This is a genomic window from Pseudomonas sp. B1-22, from assembly GCF_050474425.1.
GTDB lineage: Bacteria > Pseudomonadota > Gammaproteobacteria > Pseudomonadales > Pseudomonadaceae > Pseudomonas.
Genome location: NZ_JBCHVH010000005.1, coordinates 91,672 through 109,262, shown reverse-complemented (window position 1 = coordinate 109,262; position 17,591 = coordinate 91,672). Strand labels below are relative to the sequence as shown.

The 17,591-nt window shown below is 67.0% G+C and carries 17 protein-coding genes; 13 read left to right on the top strand and 4 right to left on the bottom strand.

Going from position 1 to position 17,591, the window contains the following annotated elements; translation table 11 throughout:
* Positions 1–15 precede the first annotated feature (15 nt).
* Positions 16–1,506: an aldehyde dehydrogenase family protein gene (locus ACQ5BL_RS19550; protein WP_430293217.1), complete on the top strand. Its 1,491-nt coding sequence runs from the start codon at positions 16–18 to the stop codon at positions 1,504–1,506.
* Positions 1,507–2,046: 540 nt separating this feature from the next.
* On the opposite strand, the gene ACQ5BL_RS19545 is transcribed toward ACQ5BL_RS19550, so the two are convergent.
* Positions 2,047–3,516, bottom strand: a complete 1,470-nt coding sequence (locus ACQ5BL_RS19545; RefSeq protein ID WP_243808353.1) for a PAS domain S-box protein — start codon at positions 3,514–3,516, stop codon at positions 2,047–2,049.
* Positions 3,517–3,722: 206 nt separating this feature from the next.
* On the opposite strand from ACQ5BL_RS19545, the gene ACQ5BL_RS19540 reads away from it, so the two are divergent.
* The 8 genes from ACQ5BL_RS19540 to ACQ5BL_RS19505 all read left to right on the top strand — a co-directional run bounded on the left by ACQ5BL_RS19540 (position 3,723) and on the right by ACQ5BL_RS19505 (position 10,522).
* Positions 3,723–4,874: an acyl-CoA dehydrogenase family protein gene (locus tag ACQ5BL_RS19540; protein ID WP_243808354.1), complete on the top strand. Its 1,152-nt coding sequence runs from the start codon at positions 3,723–3,725 to the stop codon at positions 4,872–4,874.
* 30 nt (positions 4,875–4,904) lie between these two features.
* Entirely contained in the window at positions 4,905–5,276 is a 372-nt protein-coding gene (locus tag ACQ5BL_RS19535; RefSeq protein ID WP_207887365.1) for a hypothetical protein, read from the top strand.
* A 3-nt stretch (positions 5,277–5,279) separates the two neighbouring features.
* The gene (locus tag ACQ5BL_RS19530; RefSeq protein WP_207887364.1) at positions 5,280–5,780 is read left to right on the top strand and encodes a nuclear transport factor 2 family protein; all 501 of its coding nucleotides are present in this window, start codon (positions 5,280–5,282) and stop codon (positions 5,778–5,780) included.
* Complete coding sequence (locus ACQ5BL_RS19525; protein ID WP_243808355.1) at positions 5,777–6,925, top strand: amidase; 1,149 nt, start codon at positions 5,777–5,779, stop codon at positions 6,923–6,925. The genes ACQ5BL_RS19530 and ACQ5BL_RS19525 overlap by 4 nt, the downstream gene beginning before the upstream one ends.
* 10 nt (positions 6,926–6,935) lie before the next feature.
* On the top strand, positions 6,936–8,204 hold the full coding sequence (locus tag ACQ5BL_RS19520) for an aromatic ring-hydroxylating oxygenase subunit alpha (protein ID WP_243808356.1): 1,269 nt from the start codon (positions 6,936–6,938) through the stop codon (positions 8,202–8,204).
* The gene (locus ACQ5BL_RS19515; RefSeq protein ID WP_243808357.1) at positions 8,201–8,701 is read left to right on the top strand and encodes an aromatic-ring-hydroxylating dioxygenase subunit beta; all 501 of its coding nucleotides are present in this window, start codon (positions 8,201–8,203) and stop codon (positions 8,699–8,701) included. The genes ACQ5BL_RS19520 and ACQ5BL_RS19515 overlap by 4 nt, the downstream gene beginning before the upstream one ends.
* 10 nt (positions 8,702–8,711) lie before the next feature.
* Positions 8,712–9,452 (top strand): SDR family NAD(P)-dependent oxidoreductase, encoded by a 741-nt coding sequence (locus ACQ5BL_RS19510; RefSeq protein ID WP_243808358.1) that lies wholly within the window; start codon positions 8,712–8,714, stop codon positions 9,450–9,452.
* A gap of 116 nt (positions 9,453–9,568) precedes the next feature.
* Positions 9,569–10,522, top strand: a complete 954-nt coding sequence (locus ACQ5BL_RS19505) for a PDR/VanB family oxidoreductase (RefSeq protein WP_243808359.1) — start codon at positions 9,569–9,571, stop codon at positions 10,520–10,522.
* Positions 10,523–11,266: 744 nt separating this feature from the next.
* Here ACQ5BL_RS19505 and ACQ5BL_RS19500 read toward each other — a convergent pair.
* On the bottom strand, positions 11,267–12,169 hold the full coding sequence (locus ACQ5BL_RS19500) for a LysR family transcriptional regulator (protein WP_430293216.1): 903 nt from the start codon (positions 12,167–12,169) through the stop codon (positions 11,267–11,269).
* 123 nt (positions 12,170–12,292) lie between these two features.
* Here ACQ5BL_RS19500 and ACQ5BL_RS19495 point away from each other — a divergent pair, with 123 nt between their 5' ends.
* The 4 genes from ACQ5BL_RS19495 (at position 12,293) to ACQ5BL_RS19480 (ending at position 16,064) form a co-directional block, all read left to right on the top strand.
* On the top strand, positions 12,293–12,991 hold the full coding sequence (locus tag ACQ5BL_RS19495; RefSeq protein WP_243808361.1) for a CoA transferase subunit A: 699 nt from the start codon (positions 12,293–12,295) through the stop codon (positions 12,989–12,991).
* Between the two features lie 26 nt (positions 12,992–13,017).
* Complete coding sequence (locus ACQ5BL_RS19490; protein ID WP_017520958.1) at positions 13,018–13,674, top strand: CoA transferase subunit B; 657 nt, start codon at positions 13,018–13,020, stop codon at positions 13,672–13,674.
* An 82-nt stretch (positions 13,675–13,756) separates the two neighbouring features.
* The gene (locus tag ACQ5BL_RS19485; protein ID WP_243808362.1) at positions 13,757–14,938 is read left to right on the top strand and encodes an acetyl-CoA C-acetyltransferase; all 1,182 of its coding nucleotides are present in this window, start codon (positions 13,757–13,759) and stop codon (positions 14,936–14,938) included.
* Between the two features lie 733 nt (positions 14,939–15,671).
* On the top strand, positions 15,672–16,064 hold the full coding sequence (locus ACQ5BL_RS19480) for a GFA family protein (RefSeq protein WP_207887356.1): 393 nt from the start codon (positions 15,672–15,674) through the stop codon (positions 16,062–16,064).
* Here ACQ5BL_RS19480 and ACQ5BL_RS19475 read toward each other — a convergent pair whose 3' ends face one another.
* Complete coding sequence (locus tag ACQ5BL_RS19475; RefSeq protein WP_243808363.1) at positions 16,065–16,694, bottom strand: helix-turn-helix transcriptional regulator; 630 nt, start codon at positions 16,692–16,694, stop codon at positions 16,065–16,067.
* 34 nt (positions 16,695–16,728) lie between these two features.
* On the bottom strand, positions 16,729–17,280 hold the full coding sequence (locus ACQ5BL_RS19470) for a hypothetical protein (protein ID WP_243808427.1): 552 nt from the start codon (positions 17,278–17,280) through the stop codon (positions 16,729–16,731).
* Positions 17,281–17,591 lie beyond the last annotated feature (311 nt).

The window sequence follows — 17,591 nt, the reverse complement described above, 5'->3', positions numbered from 1 at the left end:
TCGCCAGGAGTGAACATGAGCACGACTGAAATCCTGCCCCAGGTAAGCGCATTCCTAAGCCGCCGCCACGGCTGCTTCATCGACGGTACCTGGGTTGTCACCGACGGCCCGACCGTCGACGTACTCAACCCGGCCACCGGCGAAACCATCGCCAGGGTTGCCGACATCGACACCGCCATGCTCGACCGCGCGGTGCACTCGGCCCACGCGACATTCAAGTCGCGGGTCTGGTCCGGCCTGCGCCCGGCCGACCGCGAGCGCATCCTGCTGCGCTTCGCCGACCTGGTGGAGAAGCATGGCGAGGAGCTGGCCCAGCTGGAAACCCTCAGCCAGGGCAAGTCGATCAACCTGTCGCGGATGCTCGACGTGGGCGCCACCGTCGAGTTCATGCGCTACATGGCCGGCTGGGCGACCAAGATCGAAGGCACCACGATGGACGTGTCGATCCCGCTGCCGCCGGGCACCAAATTCACCGCGTACACCCGCCGCGAGCCGGTGGGCGTGGTGGCCGGGATCGTGCCGTGGAACTTCCCGATGATGATCGCCATCTGGAAGCTGATGCCCGCGCTGGCCACCGGTTGCGCCGTGGTGATCAAGCCCGCCAGCGAAACCCCGCTGACCGCGCTGCGCCTGGCCGAACTGGCCTTCGAGGCCGGCGTACCGGCCGGCGTGTTCAACCTGGTCACCGGCGACGGTCCGAACATCGGTGGCGGCCTGGCTTCGCACCCGCTGGTCAGCAAGGTGTCGTTCACCGGCTCCACTGCCGTGGGCCGCAGCGTCGGCATGGCGGCGATGAAGAACATGACCCGCTTCGCCCTGGAACTGGGCGGCAAGAACCCGATGATCATCCTGGCCGACGCGGACATCGACAAGGCCGTGCAAGGGGCGTTGCTGGGCGGTCTGCTCAACAGCGGCCAGGTCTGCGCCGCTGCCTCGCGCTTCTATGTGCACGAGTCGCGCTATGACGAGTTCGTCGAAAAGCTCGGCGCCGTGGTCGGCGGCATGAGCATGGGCGCCGGCATGGATGCGAGCGCACAGGTCACCCCGCTGGTGTCGCGCAAGCAGCAGCAGAGCGTGCTCAAGCACATCGAAACCGCCCGCCGCGAAGGCGCGCGCGTGGTCTGCGGCGGTGCGGCAGGCGAGGGCAGTGGCTTCTTCATCCAGCCGACCATCCTGGCCGGCGTGACCCAGAAGATGTCCATCGCCCGCGACGAAGTCTTCGGCCCGGTGCTCGGCGTGCTGCCGTTCAGCGATGAAGACCAGGCCATCGAAATGGCCAACGACAGCGAATACGGCCTGGGCGCCAGCCTGTGGACCAACGACCTGACCAAGGCCATGAACCTGGTGCCGCGCATCGAGTCCGGCACCGTCTGGGTCAACGCCCACGTGCTGCTCGACCCGAGCATGCCGTTCGGTGGCGTCAAGCAGTCGGGCATGGGCCGCGAGTTCGGCCGCGCCGTGGTCGAGGCCTATACCGAGATCAAGTCGGTGTGCATCGCGCACTGATTGATAGTGAGAGCAACACCCTCGTTTAGCAGCGGGCCTTCGGGCCCGTTTTTTTGCGCGGGGGATTGTGGTGGGAGAGACACCTGTGGGGCGCCCAATGGGCGCGATCGCGGGCATGGCCCGCTCCTACGAGAGCATATGCACCGCATGGCTCTGGCTTTAAAGACTTCCAGAGAAATCTCCGCGCACGCCGAAGTGTCCCTTCAGGAGGCCGAGCGGAATCGTAGTTTCAGGGGTTGAGCGGCATGGATGCCGCGAGAGCGTCGTCGGGCCAGGGATGGCCCGTCGACGCGGGCCCCTGAAACTGCGATGGAGCGAGGGAAGTCCCGCGAAGCGGGACCCGGATGATGGGGCAAAGACCTTTGGTTACTTTGCGTCGTTTGGCAAAGTAACTCGCCCGAGGGGGCGAAACAAAAAGTCCCAGCACACGCCGAAGCGGCGCAGAAGCACCTAAACCCAGAAACGGCGGATAACGCCTTAGGCGTTATGCGCCCTACGAAAGCAGGAGCATCGCGGACGGAGAGGGGGAGTTCGCAGTGCTCAGACCAACGGAAGGCTAAAGCAGAACATCGTCCCGCACGGCTCGACATTCTCCGCCCAGATATCCCCGCGATGGCGGCCGATGATGTTGTTGCACAACGCCAGCCCGATCCCGTTCCCGCTGACCTTGGAGCTGAAGAAGCCATCGAACAGCTTCTCCCTCGCGCCCGCATCGATGCCCCGGCCGCGGTCTTCCACGCAGAACCGGGCCTTGCCGTCGTCGATGCGGGTATGCAGGCGCAGCACGCGGCGCTCGGCCGGCAGGTCGGCCATCTCCTCAATGGCGTTGAACGCCAGGTTCAGGATCACCTGGCCGACCAGCACCTTCTCACAGCTCACCCGCAGCGGCTCGGCGCTGGGCTCCACCTCCAGGCGAACCCCGGCGTCCTGCGCCTTGAGGCTGATGAAGTAGCGGGTCTCGTGCAGCAGGTCGTTGAGGTCGACCACCTGTTCCGCCTGCTCCAGCTTCACCACGTACTCGCGCACGCTCTTGATGATCAGCGAGGCGTGCTCGATCTGCCGCACCGCGCTGTCCAGGCCCCAGGCCACCGAAGGGTCGATCTCGCCCTTCTGTGCGAGGCGGATGCTGGTGCCTTCGATGAAGTTGCGCGTCGCCGCCAGCGGCTGGCTCAGCTCGTGGGCGATGGCCACGGCCATCTCGCCCATGGCGTTGTAGCGCGCCAGGTATTCCAGCTTGCGCTCGCTCTGCCGGCGCGACTCCTCGGCGCGCACCTGCTCGGTCACGTCGCGGAACAGCAGCAGGTGGCCTTCCAGGTCGTCCTCGATCTCGATGTAGCGGCAGGTCGCATGGTGCCAGCGCCATTCGCCGTCGCGCCGCTGCAGGTGGTAGTAGACGCTGTACGGCGCGCGGTCGGGCGGGTCCAGTGCCAGGCGCGGGGCCAGGCGCTCGCGGGAGGGTTCGTCGCACCAGGCGAGGAAGTTCTCGCCCGGCAGGCTGTGTTCATCGCCCTCCAGCAGGCGCGCCGCCGATTCGCTGAGGAAGCGGATATCGCCGGTGGGACCGAGCACCACCACGCCCTCGGCGAGGTCCTGCATGAAGGCGTGCAGGCGGCTCTCGGTGCGCTTCAGGTCGCGCTTGACCTGCTCTTCGCGGGAGATGTCGCGGAACTGCACCATCAGCACGTCGCGCTCGGCCAGGTGCACCAGGGTGGCGACCGCCTCGGCGAGGATTTCCTCGCCCTGCTTGGAGCGATAGCACCACTCGATGGCGCGCTGGCCGGTGCGCGCCGCGCCTTCCAGCCAGCGCAGGCCGACCGAGCGGCGGTACTGCGGCGCGTGCTTGGTCATGTCCGGCGCCTTCAGCGGGATCAGCTCTTCCAGGGTGAAACCCAGCACCGTCAGGGCGGCGCGGTTGGCCCAGAGGATCTCCTTGGTCTGCGCATCGTGCAGGAGGATGCACAGCGGCAGGGCTTCGATCAGTTGCTGGAAGTCTTTCTCGGCGGGCTGCATGGAATGGCTCTCGCGGTGTACCTGCCCGTTATACCCGAGTGGGCCTCCGGCGACGCCTGGAATTTACCAGCGCGGGGCTAGGGGAAACCTTTAGTGGCCGGGCTGCACGCCCCAATAGAGGGGCTTTGGCCGGGCTCCCTACACTGGCTCCAATCGCCGCACCAGCGGTCTGGCCCGAACAAAAAATAACAACGGAGATGACGCCCATGCTGAGCCCAGCCGTCGCCGCACCAGAAGCGCCCCGCGAAGCCGTCGTGGACTTCGAGCAGGTACTCGACGAGGTGCGTCGGCGCCGCCAGGAATTCGACCTGCGCAGCCACGTTCCGCGCGACATGATCGAGCGCTTCAAGGATGTCGGCATCTATCGCGCGGCCACCCCGAAATGCTTCGGTGGCACCGCCATGGCGCCGGCCGATTTCCTCCGCCTGATCGAGCGCATCTCGGAAGCCGACGGCTCCGCCGGCTGGGTCGCCAGCTTCGGCAGCGCCAGCACCTACCTCGCCGCGCTGCCCAGGGAAAGCCAGGCCGAGCTGTACGCCAAGGGCCCGGACCTGGTGTTCGCCGGCGGCCTGTTCCCGCTGCAGCCGGCCGAGCAGGTGGAAGGCGGCTGGAAGGTTACCGGCACCTGGAAATTCGCCAGCGGCTGCAAGGGCGCCGACGTGCTCGGCGTCGGCATCGGCGCCGCCGGCCCCGGCGGGCGCCCGCGCACCGCGCTGCTGCCGGCCAGCCAGGTGGAAATCGTCGAGAACTGGGATGTGGTCGGCCTCAAGGGCACCGGCAGCCATGACCTGCGTCTGGACGGCGCCTTCGTCGAGGACCGCTGGACCTTCATCCGCGGCGGCGAAGCGACCATCGACGAACCTCTGTATCGCTACCCGACCATCGCCTACGCCGCCCAGGTGCTCGCCGTGGTCAACCTCGGCCTGGGCCGCGCCGCGCTCGACGAAGTGATCCGCATGGCCTCCGGCGGCGGCATCACCGGCGCGCCGAAACTGGCCGATCGCGCCTACGTGCGCCTCGAAGTGGGCAAGGCGGAAGCCGACCTGCGCGGCGCCCGCAGCTTCTTCTACGACGCCACCGAGGAAGTCTGGGCATCGATCCTCGCCGGCAACCCGGTCACCCCCGAGCAGGTCAGCCTGCTGCGCCTGGCCGCCGTGCACGTGTCCCGCGCCGGCGCCGCTGCCGTGCAGCGCGCCTACGGCCTGGCCGGCACCTCGGCGATCTACCTGGGCAACCCGCTGCAGCGCTACCTGCGCGACGCCATGGTGGTCACCCAGCACGCCTTCCTCAGCGACGGCATGTACGACGGCGCCGGCGCGGTGTTCCTCGGCGTGCCGCCGATCCCCGGTTACCTGTAATCGCCCACGACAAGATCAAGGATTTTCAGCATGACCCAAGCCACCCAGGAACCCTTGCGCGTACTGTTCTGCATCGGCATCACGCAGAACTTCTTCGACCTGCCCACCGGCGAAGGCCTCGCCGTGTGGAAGGGCTTCAGCCAGATGATGGGCTCGCTCGGCGCGCTGCCCGGCGTGACCGTGCTCGGCGCGCTGGATGACGACCGCCTGATGGTGGGCGCCTCCACCACCTCGCCGTGGACCGTCTACATCATGGCCGACGTCGACTGCCACCAGACCGTGATCGATGCCTGCAACCTGTTCCGCACCACCCCGGTGAACGAATACAGCCTGTGGAAGTACGCCAAGGTCGAGGCGCGCATCGGCCGTCCTCTGACCATTCCCGAAGCCGCGCGGACCTGAACCATGGGCGATCTGGCGAACCTGCAACGCCGCCTGGCCGTGCTCGAAGCCGAGAGCCAGGTGCGCCGCCTGATGGCGCGCTACATGGACCTCTGCGACGTGCCGCGCAGCCCCCGTGCCAGTGAGGCCGAGCTGGCCGCGCTGTTCAGCGAGGATGCCGTCTGGGAAGGCGTCGGCCGCGAGACCGCGCAGACCTTCGGCAGCCACCAGGGCCGCGCGGACGTGGCGGCCTTCGTCGCCGCCTACCTGCCGCCGTCGCCGCACTTCGCGCTGAACCTGCACTTCCTCACCAGCGAAGCGATTCGCGTGGACGGCGAGGGTGCGCGCGGGCAGTGGCTGATGCAGCAGATTTCGACCTACGAAGGCGGCCGCAGCGAGCTGTTCGGCACGCGCCTCGACATCGATTTCCGCTGCATCGACGGCACCTGGCTGATCAGCCATTTCCGCACCCAGCGCCTGTACCAGCAGCCGCTCGGCGCCACCCGCGAGGAGCAACCCGCATGAGTGTATTCGTCAGCGAATTCCAGCTTGGCGGCGACGGCCTGCGCGTCGCGGTCAAGGACACCCTCGACATCGCCGGCCACCCGACCCGTTGCGGCAGCCGCGCGCTGGCCGACGCCGCGCCGGCCGAACGCAATGCCGAGGTGGTCGACGCCGTGCTGGCTGCCGGCTGGCGCATCGTCGGCAAGACCAACCTGCACGAGCTGGCCTTCGGCGTCACCGGCATCAACGACTGGACCGGTACTCCGGGCAACCCGCAGGCGCCGGAACGTGTGCCGGGCGGTTCGTCCAGCGGTTCGGCGGTCGCCGTCGCCGCCGGGCTTGCCAATATCGCCCTGGGCACCGACACCGGTGGCTCGGTGCGCGTACCGGCGGCCTGCTGCGGGGTCGCCGGCCTGAAGCCGACCTACGGCCGCGTCAGCCGCGCCGGTGTGCATCCCGCCGCCAGCAGCCTGGACTGCGTCGGTCCGTTCGCGGCGAGCATGGAGCACCTGATCGCCGCGATGCAGGTGATCTGCCCGGGCTTCGGCGCTGTCGTCGCCCCCGAGGCCGGCGCCCGCGTGGCGCTGCTGGAGGTGGCCGCCGAGCCGAACCTGCTGTCGCGCATCGGCGTCGCCGCCGACCGCGCCGGCTGGCGCCGCGACAGCCTGCGCCTGGAGGGCTTCGACGAAGCCTTCGCCGCCGGCCTGACGGTGATCAATCACGAAAACTGGGCGGCCCTCGGCAGCCTGACCGGCAAGGGCCTGCTGGGCGCCGACATCGAACAGCGCCTGCTGGCCGCCAGCCTCACCGATGTGCTGGCACTGGCCGAGGCGGAGGCCGTGCGCCAGCGCTTCAGCCGGGCGGTGGACTCGGCCCTGGAGGACTACGACGTGCTGCTGCTGCCGACCCTGCCGGGCCTGCCGCCGCTGCTGCGCGAAGCGCGCGCCGGCGGCCGGATGATCGCCGGCCTGACCTCCCTGGTACGGCCTTTCAACCTCAGCGGCCACCCGGCGCTGACGGTGCCGGTGGAACTGGAAAGCGGCGGGCTGAAGATCGGCCTGCAGATCGTCGGGCGCAAGGGCGCCGACGAACGTGTCTGCGCCTTTGGCGCGCAACTGGAACAAGCACTGGCCGCCGAGCGGCCGGCCAACAAGAAAACGGCTTGAGGAGAAGCGCATGAACCTTATCGCCACCTCGCGCAGCACTGACGAACTGGTCCGGGGCGACCGCGTCGATGTTTCGCTGTACACCGACCCGGCGCTGTTCGAGGTCGAGATGGACAAGATCTTCTACCGCACCTGGGTGTGGGTCGCCCACGAGAGCGAAGTCCGCAATCCCGGCGACTTCAAGACCGCCACCATCGGCCGCCGTCCGGTGATCGTGGTGCGCGACAAGAAGGGCAGCATCAACGTGCTGGAAAACCGCTGCCGCCACCGCGGCGCCACCGTGTGCGAGAAGCACAAGGGCAACGCCACCGGCTTCACCTGCCCGTACCACAGCTGGTCCTACGGCCTGGACGGCAAGCTGCGCGCGCTGCCGTACCCGGACGGTTACGAGGACATCCTCGACAAGTCCGAGCTGCCGCTGACCAGCCTGCGGGTGGGCAGCTACGCCGGCATGATCTTCGCCACCTACAACGACGAAGCCGAGCCGCTGGAAGACTTCCTCGGCGGGGCGAAGCACTGGATGGACCTGTTCATGAAGCAGGGCGCCGGCTACCCGATCAAGACCCAGGGCGAACACAAGTTCACCTTCAAGGGCAACTGGAAGATCCAGCTGGAAAACACCACCGACGGCTACCACTTCCCCATCGTGCACAAGTCGTTTATGTCCTCGGTGGACGAGGAAACCGAGGAAATGCTCTCGTTCATGACCGACCCGCAGGCGGTGACCCACGCCCTGGGCAACGGCCACAGCGTGATGGTGATGGTGCCCGAACACGTCGACCTCGACCACGACGACGGCACCGAGCAGCTCCAGGAGCGCTTCGCCCACGTCACCGAGGAACTGTCCAAGACCATGGAACCGGCACAGGTGCGCCGCATCGTCCGCTCGCTGCACGGCGCCGGCTTCAACCTCAACCTGTTCCCCAACGTCGCCATGTCGATGTCGTTCTTCCGCGTGCTGCGGCCGATCTCGGTGACCGAGACGGAAATCCGCCACGTGGCGCTGGGCATGGACGGCGGGCCCGAAATCGCCAACCGCGAGCGGATGCGTATCCACGAGCACTTCCAGGGCCCATTCGGCTTCGGCAGCCCGGATGACGCCGAAGCCTGGGATCGCGTGCAGCGCGGCGCGCAGGCTGGCCCGAAGGCACCGATCCTGGTCAACCGCGGCCTGAACCGCGAAGTGATTGCCGAGAACGGCGACAAGGTTTCCCACGCCACCGACGAAGGCGGCATGCGCGAGGCCTATGACATGTGGAAAAGGATGATGAGCCAATGAGCACTCTCGACACCCTGAACGGTCTGTCCGGCCCGCTGGCCCAGGCCATCGAATTCATCTGGCGCGAGGCCGAGCTGCTGGACCGCAAGGCCTATGCCGAGTGGGCGTCGCTGTGGAGCGAGGAGGGCATCTACGTGGTGCCGATCGACCCGGACACCACCGACTTCGCCGCCAGCCTCAACTACGCCTACGACGACGCGCGCATGCGCGGCCTGCGCATCGAGCGCCTGACCTCCGGCCATTCGCCCTCGGCGGCGGACGCGGCGAAGACCGTGCGCAGCGTCTCGCGCTTCCGTCTGGTGGAAGCCGCCGGCGACGTGGTGGAAGTGAACTCCGCGCAGATCCTCTACGCCTACAAGCGCGGCGTGCACACCCCGTTCGTGGCCGACCTGACCCACCGCATCCGCTTCAGCAACGGCGTTGCCCGCCTGGAGCAGAAGGTGGTGCGCCTGATCAACTCCACCGATGCGCTCGCCGCGCTCGGCTTCCTGCTGTAAGGAGCGTCGCATGTCCCGAGTCGCACTGATTACCGGCGCGTCGCGCGGCCTGGGCGAGTGCATCGCCCGCCGCCTGCACGCCGCCGGCTACCGCGTGGCGCTGGCCGATGTGCGGCTCGACGCCGTGCAGCGCAACGCCGACCTGCTCGACCCGTCCGGTGCAACGGCCCTGGCCGTCGAACTGGACGTGCGCGAGAAGGCCGACTTCCAGCGCGCCCGCGACCTGCTCGCGGAGCGCTGGGGCGGCTGCGACATCCTGGTGAACAACGCCGGGGTGTCGAAGGTCGCGCCGCTGATGGAGATCACCCCGGAAGAGTTCGACGCCTCGATGGCGGTCAACCTGCGCGGCACCTTCGTGGCGTCCCAGGTGTTCGGCGCGCACTTCGCCGAGCGCGGCTTCGGCCGGATCGTCAACATCGCCTCACTGGCCGGGCAGAACGGCGGCACCGCCACCGGCGCGCATTACGCGGCAGCCAAGGGTGGCGTGGCGACCCTGACCAAGGTCTTCGCCCGCGAACTGGCAGGGCGTGGCGTGACGGTCAACAGCATCTCCCCGGGCCCGCTGGACCTGCCGGTGGTGCGCGAGACCGTGGCGCCGGAGCGGCTGGAGCAGATCCTGCAGATGATCCCGGTGGGCAGCCTCGGCTCGCCCGAGTACATCGCCGATACCGTGCTGCTGCTGGTGTCCGATAACGCGGCTTCGGTGACCGGGGCGTGCTGGGACATCAATGGTGGGTTGTTCATGCGTTGAGGATGTGGGGTGAGGGCAAAATCCTCGCTCCGTTACCAACAGACGAACCCGTTCACTCTCCACAGGGGCCGGGAAGGGACCACAGAGCCCGCACCAATGCCTTGCAAGGTAACGCCATGATGAAGGTAAGAATCGAAAGCATCGTCGACGAAGCCCTGGATATCCGGTCCTTCCGCCTCGTGCGCAGTGACGGCCAGCCGTTCGACATTTATGAGCCGGGCGCCCATGTCGACGTCACCGGTCCCACCGGGGTGACCCGCCAGTATTCGCTGTGCAGCCCGCCGGACGACCGCGTCGCCTACCTGGTGGCGGTGAAGAAGGAAGCCGCCTCGCGCGGCGGCTCCAGCGCGCTGCACGAGCAAGGCAGGGAAGGCATGGAGCTGGAGATGGGCGCGCCGCGCAACCTGTTCCGCATCGCCCCGGAGGCGAGCGAGCACGTGCTGTTCGCCGCCGGCATCGGCGTCACGCCGCTGCTGTCCATGGCCTACAAGCTCAACGCCAGCGGCCAGCCGTACCGCCTGCACTATTTCGCCCGCTCACCGGAGCACGCGGCCTTCGCCCGCCTGCTGGAGAGCGAGGCCTTCGCCGGCAAGGTGGAATTCCACTACGGCGTCGAACCGGCGGACCTGGATGGTGAGTTGTCCGCCTGCGTGGAGCGCGCCAGCACGGCCGCTCACGTCTACACCTGCGGCCCGGCGCCGTTCATGAACAAGGTGGTGGAAGTCGCTTCGCGCACGCGCCCGGCGGACAACATCCACCTGGAACACTTCCAGGCGGACCCGGCGGCGAACTCCGCGCCGGCCGGTTCCTTCGAGGTGGAGCTGGCGAGCTCCGGCGTGGTACTGCAGGTGCCGGCGGACGCCAGCCTGGTCGACGTGCTGCAGGCCCACGGCTGCGACATCGACACCGAATGCCGCGAGGGCATCTGCGGGACCTGCATCGTCGAGGTGCTCGACGGCGAGCCGGAGCATCGCGACAACTGCCTGTCGACCAAGGAAAAGGCCGCCAACAAGCAGATCTGCGCCTGCGTCTCGCGGGCTCGGAGTGCGCGGTTGGTGTTGGATCTCTAATGCCCGAGTGAGCCGTGTATCGACGGCACGGCTCTCGTAGGAGCTGACCTTGTCCGCGAAATCCAATGCGGCCGACTCGGAGTTCCATGTGAACGCTGGCGTCATGCGCTCGCGTAGGAGCGGACTTCGTCCGCGATGCTCTTGCTCTTCGTAGGGCGAATAACGCCTAAGGCGTTATCCGCCGTCTTGTTCGGAGTTTCTGCGCCGCTTCGGTGTGTACTGGGACTTCTTGTTTCGCCCCCTCGGGCGAGTCACTTTCTCAAACGCGAGAAAGTAACCAAAGCGCTTGCCCCTGCATCCGGTTTTTCGCTTAGGCGAAAAATGCCCTCGCTCCATCGAAGTTTCAGGGGCACGCGTCGACGGGCCATCCCTGGCCCGACGACGCTCTCGCGGCATCCATGCCGCTCAAACCCTGAAACTCCGATTCCACTCGGCCTCCTGAAGGGGCGCTCGGAGTGCGCGGATATTTTTCTGGAAGTCTTCAAGAGCCGGAGCCGAAGCTGCGCTCCTCCGTAGGAGCGGACCTTGTCCGCGAAATCCATCGCGACGAAATCCGTGCTGACAGGGACACGACTGGGCCTGTCGCTGACCTGTAGGACTGCGAGGGACGCCCAGTCCTTGCTCGCGAACTGGGGCTGATCGCGGACGGAGTCCGCTCCTACAAGAGCCACAGGTATCCGTAGGAGCGGACTCCGTCCGCGATGCTCCAGCGCTTCGCAGGACGTACGGAACGTCGGTGGGAACTCACTCCCGCTCCATCCCCGCCCAGTCCGTCCCCCGCACCAGCACGTCGCTCAGCGCCTGCGCCGCGCTGGAGAGCTTGTGCTCCGCCAGGCAGAACAACCCGATGCGCCGCTCGATGCGCGGTTCATGCAGCGCCACGCAGCGCGCGCCCAGCTCTTCCATCTGCTGCCGGCACAGCCGTGGCACGGCGCTGACGCCAAGCCCCTCGGCCACCATCCGCCCGACCGTCACCAACTGGTGGCTCTCGAACGCCACCGGCAAGCGGCCGTGCCGCGCCGCCAGGCGGTCCTCCAGCAGAAGACGCACGGCGGACGGGCGTTGCAGGGTGATGAAGTTGTCTTCCAGCAATTGATCCCAGGTGACCTGGCTGCACTGCGCGAGCGGTGAATCCGCCGGCACCACGGCGACGAAACGGTCGGTATAGAAGGGCGTGAACGCCAGGCCATCGAAGTTGTCCGGCTCCAGGGCGATGCCCAGCTCCACCCGGCGGTTGCGCACCATCTCCAGCACCTGCTCGTTGATCACGTCGTGCACTGCCACGTTCACCTTCGGATAGCGGTCGCGGAAGGTGCGCAGCACGGCGGGCAGCAGGTTACCGGCGAAGGAGGGCATGGCGGCGATGGAGACCTTGCCCAGTTGCAGGGTGAAGTGCTGGCGCATCAGCTCTTCGGCGTTGTCCCAGTCCGCCAGCAGGCTGCGGGCCACGGGCAGCAATGTCTCGCCCTCCGGCGTCAGCGCCACGCTGCGGGTGGTGCGCACCAGCAACTGGCCGCCGAGGGATTCCTCCAGGCTCTTGATCGCCAGGCTCAGCGCCGGTTGCGACAGGTGCAGGCGCTCGCAGGCCTGGGCGAAGCTGAGGGTCTGGGCGACGGCGAGAAAGGCGCGAAGCTGCTTGACGGTCATTGATAAGTAAACCGGATCAATCAATTGGAAAAACAAACTTAACAAATCAGTTGAGAGCGGTGAAGCTGCAACCGCTCTCTGACCAATGAGTCGGACATTCCAAATACAAGAGGCAGCAGCAACATGGCAGGACTCGACAAGCGTGTAGGCAGTTACGAGGAAGCCCTGGCCGGGCTCACCGACGACATGACGGTGGTGGCTGGCGGCTTCGGCATCTGCGGCATCCCGGAAAACCTCATCGCACAGATCCGCAAGATGGGCGTGAAGGGCCTGACCGTGGTCTCCAACAACTGCGGCATCGACGGCTTCGGCCTGGGCGTGCTGCTGGAAGACCGGCAGATCCGCAAGATGATTGCCTCTTACGTCGGCGAGAACGCCCTGTTCGAGCAGCAGCTGCTGTCCGGTGAACTGGAGGTCGAACTGACCCCGCAGGGCACCCTGGCGGAAAAACTCCGCGCGGGCGGCGCCGGCATCCCGGCCTTCTTCACCGCCACCGGCTACGGCACCCCGGTCGCCGACGGCAAGGAAGTGCGCGAGTTCGAAGGCCGCCACTATGTGATGGAACGCGCCATTACCGGCGACTTCGCCATCGTCAAGGGCTGGAAGGCCGACCACTACGGCAACGTCATCTACCGCCACACCGCGCAGAACTTCAATCCGGTGGTCGCCACCGCGGGCCGCATTACCGTGGTCGAGGTGGAAGAGATCGTCGAGCCGGGCGAGCTGGACCCCACCCAGATCCACACCCCCGGCATCTACGTCGACCGCATCATCCAAGGCACCTTCGAGAAGCGCATCGAGAAGCGCACCGTTCGTTCCTGAGCCCACCGGACAAGAGAGACAAGAACATGGCACTGACCCGCGAACAAATGGCTCAGCGCGTGGCGCGCGAGCTGCAGGACGGCTTCTACGTGAACCTGGGCATCGGCATCCCGACCCTGGTTGCCAACTACGTGCCCGAGGGCATGGAAGTGATGCTGCAATCGGAGAACGGCCTGCTCGGCATGGGCGCGTTCCCCACCGAGGACGAAGTCGACGCCGACATGATCAACGCCGGCAAGCAGACCGTCACCGCCGTGAAGGGCGCGTCGATCTTCTCCTCCGCCGAATCCTTCGCGATGATCCGTGGCGGCCACGTCGACCTCACCGTGCTCGGCGCCTTCGAAGTGGACGTGCAGGGCAACATCGCGTCCTGGATGATCCCCGGCAAGCTGGTGAAGGGCATGGGCGGCGCCATGGACCTGGTGGCCGGCGCGGACAACATCATCGTCACCATGACCCACGCTTCCAAGGATGGCGAGTCGAAGCTGCTGGAGCGTTGCTCGCTGCCGTTGACGGGCGCCGGCTGCATCCGCAAAGTGCTGACCGACCTGGCCTACCTCGAGATCGAGGACGGCGCCTTCATCCTGCGCGAAACCGCGCCGGGTGTGAGCGTCGCCGAGATCGCCGAGAAAACCGCCGGCCGCCTGATCGTTCCGGACGATGTCAAGGAAATGACTTTCTGATTCCCTGTACAGGAACGCACCATGCCCGCCAATCGCGCGCATGGCGCGCTCCTACAGGAAAAGCCTGCTTCGGAGTATCCAGATGCAAGACGTAGTGATTGTTGCCGCCACCCGTACCGCCATCGGCGCCTTCCAGGGCAGCCTGGCGAACATCCCCGCCCATGAACTGGGCAGCCTGGTCATCCGCTCGCTGCTCGAACGCAGCGGCGTGAAGCCCGAGCAGATCGACGAAGTCATCCTCGGCCAGGTGCTCACCGCCGGCGCCGGCCAGAACCCTGCGCGCCAGGCCGCCATCGGCGCCGGCCTGCCGGTGGAAGTGCCGTCGATGACCATCAACAAGCTCTGCGGCTCGGGCCTGAAATCGCTGTTCCTCGGCGTCCAGGCCATCCGTTGCGGCGACGCCAGTGCGGTGATCGCCGGCGGCCAGGAGAGCATGAGCCTGGCGCCCTACGTGCTGCCCAAGGCCCGTACCGGCCTGCGCATGGGCCACGCCGAGCTGCAGGACACCCTGCTGCGCGACGGCCTGATCGACGCCTTCAACGACTACCACATGGGCATCACCGCCGAGAACCTGGCGGAGAAGTTCGGCATCAGCCGCGAGGCGCAGGACGCCTTCTCCGCGCAGTCCCAGCTGAAAGCCGCCGCCGCCATCGAAGCCGGCCGCTTCAAGGACGAGATCACCCCCGTGCTGATCCCGCAGCGCAAGGGCGACCCGCTGTCCTTCGACACCGACGAGCAGCCGCGCGCCGGCACCACCGCCGAGTCCCTGGCCAAGCTCAAGCCGGCCTTCAAGAAGGACGGCACCGTCACCGCCGGCAACGCCTCCACCCTCAACGACGGCGCCGCCGCCGTGCTGCTGATGAGCGCCGACAAGGCCCGCGAACTGGGCCTGCCGGTCCTGGCGCGCATCCAGGCCTACGCCAGCAGTGGCGTCGACCCGTCGATCATGGGCATCGCCCCGGTCACCGCCACCCGTCGCTGCCTGGAGAAGGCCGGCTGGTCGCTGGACGAGGTCGAGCTGATCGAAGCCAACGAAGCCTTCGCCGCCCAGGCCCTGTCGGTCGGCAAGGAACTGGGTTGGAACGCCGAGAAGGTCAACGTCAACGGCGGCGCCGTCGCCCTCGGTCACCCCATCGGTGCCTCGGGCTGCCGCGTACTGGTGACCCTGCTCCACGAAATGCTCCGCCGCGATGCCAAGAAAGGTCTGGCGACCCTCTGCATCGGCGGTGGCCAGGGCGTCGCCCTGGCGCTGGTCCGCGACTGACCAGGACGCGTTATTGGCGAGTACCGGGCCGTCCCCTGCATCGGCCCGGTCAGCGTGATGGGCGGTGGGCACACCGACAGACGGCATCACGCTGATCCGGCCCAGGCGATGTTCCCCGGCATTCGCCAAGGCCCTTGCGTCACCGCCCGGCCCGATTGGGTCGGGCGGCTTCTCTTGGAAGACCGGTTACACCTGCAGCATCTGCCATCGGTCCTGCCGTAGCCACGCACTCGGCGCCGGTGACAGCACGCCCGGATGTCGCAAGACATCCGGGTTTTTTATTGGACGATTGTGCACTTCCGTCCCTGCGAGACCGTCCGGCGTGCAGGAGCGATGGTCCTTGACCGGTCCGCCCGCGCTATCCTCGACCGCTAAACGCTCGCCTGCCTTGAGATGCGGGGTTGATCTAGGTTGGCTGCGGCGAGCCTGTGGTGGAGGGCGACCTGCCGGCGGCGCGGGATTCAGGTCAGGGGTCCGCGCGGCGATTCCCGATAGGTTTGAACGGGCGCCGCTGCCTATGGGTCATCCGTTATGGTCTCATCCAAACGTCCGGGTCACCCCGTGCGTCGCCAGCATCCTGCTGGAAGGCGGCGCGGTGGTGGCGGAGAACATCCTTTGGACCTTGAGCGCCGGGAACTGCTCTACACCCTGGGCCGGTTACGACGGCTGGCGAGCTTCGCCCGGTGGAGTGCGCGGCAAGGCGTGCAAGGGCCTGATGAAGAGGAGGTGCAGCATGGAACGATTCACCGGTGGTTGCCTGTGCGGCAACGTCCGCCTCGTGGCGTCAGGGCGCCCCTATCGGGTTGGCCTGTGCCACTGTCTCGACTGCCGCAAGCATCACGGCGCGCTGTTCCATGCGTCGGCGATATTCCCCCGGGAGGCGGTGGACATCGAAGGCGAAACCCGCGACTACGCCGGGCGGCATTTCTGTCCGCGCTGCGGGTCGTCGGTGTTCGGGCGCAGCGGCGATGAAGTGGAAGTGAGCCTCGGGGCGCTGGATGCCCCTGACCAGTTCCGGCCGACCTATGAGCTCTGGACCATCCGCCGCGAGGCCTGGCTGCCGCCATTTCCGCTGTCGCGGCACTACGAACGGGACCGCGACACCTCGGAGCGTTCCGAAGAGTAGTCAGTCCGACTCGTCATCCGCCTGCCTCTTCAGGTGGAAGCGGCAGACCTCTCCGCCCCGGTGCATGCATTCGAGATGTTCGACGGGGTGCCCGCCCAGGGTGCCGATCAGTGCCAGGTCCAGCTCGCAGACTTCGGGGTGGAGAACGGCCAGGTGATGGAACACGCAGTTGTGCGCGACGATTTCCAGCTCGCCCGAGCTGCGGGCAATGATCTGCGCTTCGTAGCCCGTGTCGTTCAGGTGCTCGGCGATGCGCGGCTCCGCCACCGGCTCGGGCTCCAGTTCAGCCGCCAGGCGTGTGCCGAGGTTGCGCATCATCTTGAGCAGGGCGTCATGCCCGATGAGTTGCGCGACCTCGCCGATCAGCAGGTCGGCGAGCAGTTGGTACTGCCTGGGAAACAGCTCCCGCCCGTGTGCGCTGAGCAGATACAGCTGCTCCGGACGGCGTCCGGTCGGGCGGGTGGGGCCGCGGACCACCAGGTCGTCGCGCTCCAGCGCCGCCAGGTGCTGGCGCACGGCGGTGCGGGTGACCGCCAGTTGTTCGGCCAACTCGTCGATGCTCATGCCGCCCGCCCGGTAGAGCAGGGCGGCGAGCAGATCCTGCTGGGTACGGCCCATGCCTTGAAGCATTCGGCCTATGCCTTGGAGCATTCGCTTACCTCGCTCAGAACTTGTCCGGGAACTGCTTGACCAGCGCACCGTTCAGCGCGTCGGCGAGCATCAGGATGTGATGTCGCATGGCGTCCCAGGTCTTGGCTTCGCCGGCGTAGTCGTGAGCGCCGAACTGGTCGATCTGGGCGATGTGCTGGGCGCCATGGGTGCTGAGCATGGCCACCAGGTCCTTTTCGGGCAAGTTGGGGTTGGCCGAGGAAAGGAACTTGGCGATGGCGCCGGCATTGCTGGTGAGGTCGGCGATGGCGGCTTTGCGCCCGGCGGCGTCCTTGGCGACGCTGGCGTCACTGTAGTGCTTCACGGCCGTCCAGTGACCGGCCAGCAGCATGAGCAACTGGTCGGCGGCGGGCTGGCCGTAGAGCGGCGCGATGGCGTTGGCGATGGTCGTGGCGTTGGCCACCACCTGCTCGGCGGCGACCTTGGCCTGGGCCTTGTCGCCGTTCTGGTTGGCCTGCACGTAGTCGCGAATCCAGAAGATGTGCTCCCCCCACAGGTCGCGCAGGGCCAGGCGGTTGTCCTGCGCGGCAGTGGATGTCGCGGCCATCCCGGAGTGGGCGGCGGTTGCTGCGAAGGCCGGGGCGCAGAGCAGGGTGATGAGGGCGAAGAGTATCGATGAGCCGATTTTCATGACGGTAGCCTCTGAGGGTCGGTGATACTGCAAAATCAATTTAGGCATATAAAAATGCCGTAATTGATTTATCCGATGAGAGGTTATCTCCATGACGAAAGGAGGCTGCGTCGAGGTGGACGGGCTGCGATGGAAAATAGGTGCGGGAAAGGCTCGGTGTCCGCTTGGGTTGTGGATTCGACCGGCCGAGAGCCGCAATCGGCCGGAAGCAAAAAAGGAACAGCAAC

Excerpts from the sequence above, each read along its gene's own strand:
- ACQ5BL_RS19550 (WP_430293217.1), top strand. The coding sequence starts at position 16 with ATGAGCACGACTGAAATCCTGCCCCAGGTAAGCGCATTCCTAAGCCGC.
- ACQ5BL_RS19545 (WP_243808353.1), bottom strand. The coding sequence starts at position 3,516 with ATGCAGCCCGCCGAGAAAGACTTCCAGCAACTGATCGAAGCCCTGCCG.
- ACQ5BL_RS19540 (WP_243808354.1), top strand. The coding sequence starts at position 3,723 with ATGCTGAGCCCAGCCGTCGCCGCACCAGAAGCGCCCCGCGAAGCCGTC.
- ACQ5BL_RS19535 (WP_207887365.1), top strand. The coding sequence starts at position 4,905 with ATGACCCAAGCCACCCAGGAACCCTTGCGCGTACTGTTCTGCATCGGC.
- ACQ5BL_RS19530 (WP_207887364.1), top strand. The coding sequence starts at position 5,280 with ATGGGCGATCTGGCGAACCTGCAACGCCGCCTGGCCGTGCTCGAAGCC.
- ACQ5BL_RS19525 (WP_243808355.1), top strand. The coding sequence starts at position 5,777 with ATGAGTGTATTCGTCAGCGAATTCCAGCTTGGCGGCGACGGCCTGCGC.
- ACQ5BL_RS19520 (WP_243808356.1), top strand. The coding sequence starts at position 6,936 with ATGAACCTTATCGCCACCTCGCGCAGCACTGACGAACTGGTCCGGGGC.
- ACQ5BL_RS19515 (WP_243808357.1), top strand. The coding sequence starts at position 8,201 with ATGAGCACTCTCGACACCCTGAACGGTCTGTCCGGCCCGCTGGCCCAG.
- ACQ5BL_RS19510 (WP_243808358.1), top strand. The coding sequence starts at position 8,712 with ATGTCCCGAGTCGCACTGATTACCGGCGCGTCGCGCGGCCTGGGCGAG.
- ACQ5BL_RS19505 (WP_243808359.1), top strand. The coding sequence starts at position 9,569 with ATGATGAAGGTAAGAATCGAAAGCATCGTCGACGAAGCCCTGGATATC.
- ACQ5BL_RS19500 (WP_430293216.1), bottom strand. The coding sequence starts at position 12,169 with ATGACCGTCAAGCAGCTTCGCGCCTTTCTCGCCGTCGCCCAGACCCTC.
- ACQ5BL_RS19495 (WP_243808361.1), top strand. The coding sequence starts at position 12,293 with ATGGCAGGACTCGACAAGCGTGTAGGCAGTTACGAGGAAGCCCTGGCC.
- ACQ5BL_RS19490 (WP_017520958.1), top strand. The coding sequence starts at position 13,018 with ATGGCACTGACCCGCGAACAAATGGCTCAGCGCGTGGCGCGCGAGCTG.
- ACQ5BL_RS19485 (WP_243808362.1), top strand. The coding sequence starts at position 13,757 with ATGCAAGACGTAGTGATTGTTGCCGCCACCCGTACCGCCATCGGCGCC.
- ACQ5BL_RS19480 (WP_207887356.1), top strand. The coding sequence starts at position 15,672 with ATGGAACGATTCACCGGTGGTTGCCTGTGCGGCAACGTCCGCCTCGTG.
- ACQ5BL_RS19475 (WP_243808363.1), bottom strand. The coding sequence starts at position 16,694 with ATGCTTCAAGGCATGGGCCGTACCCAGCAGGATCTGCTCGCCGCCCTG.
- ACQ5BL_RS19470 (WP_243808427.1), bottom strand. The coding sequence starts at position 17,280 with ATGGCCGCGACATCCACTGCCGCGCAGGACAACCGCCTGGCCCTGCGC.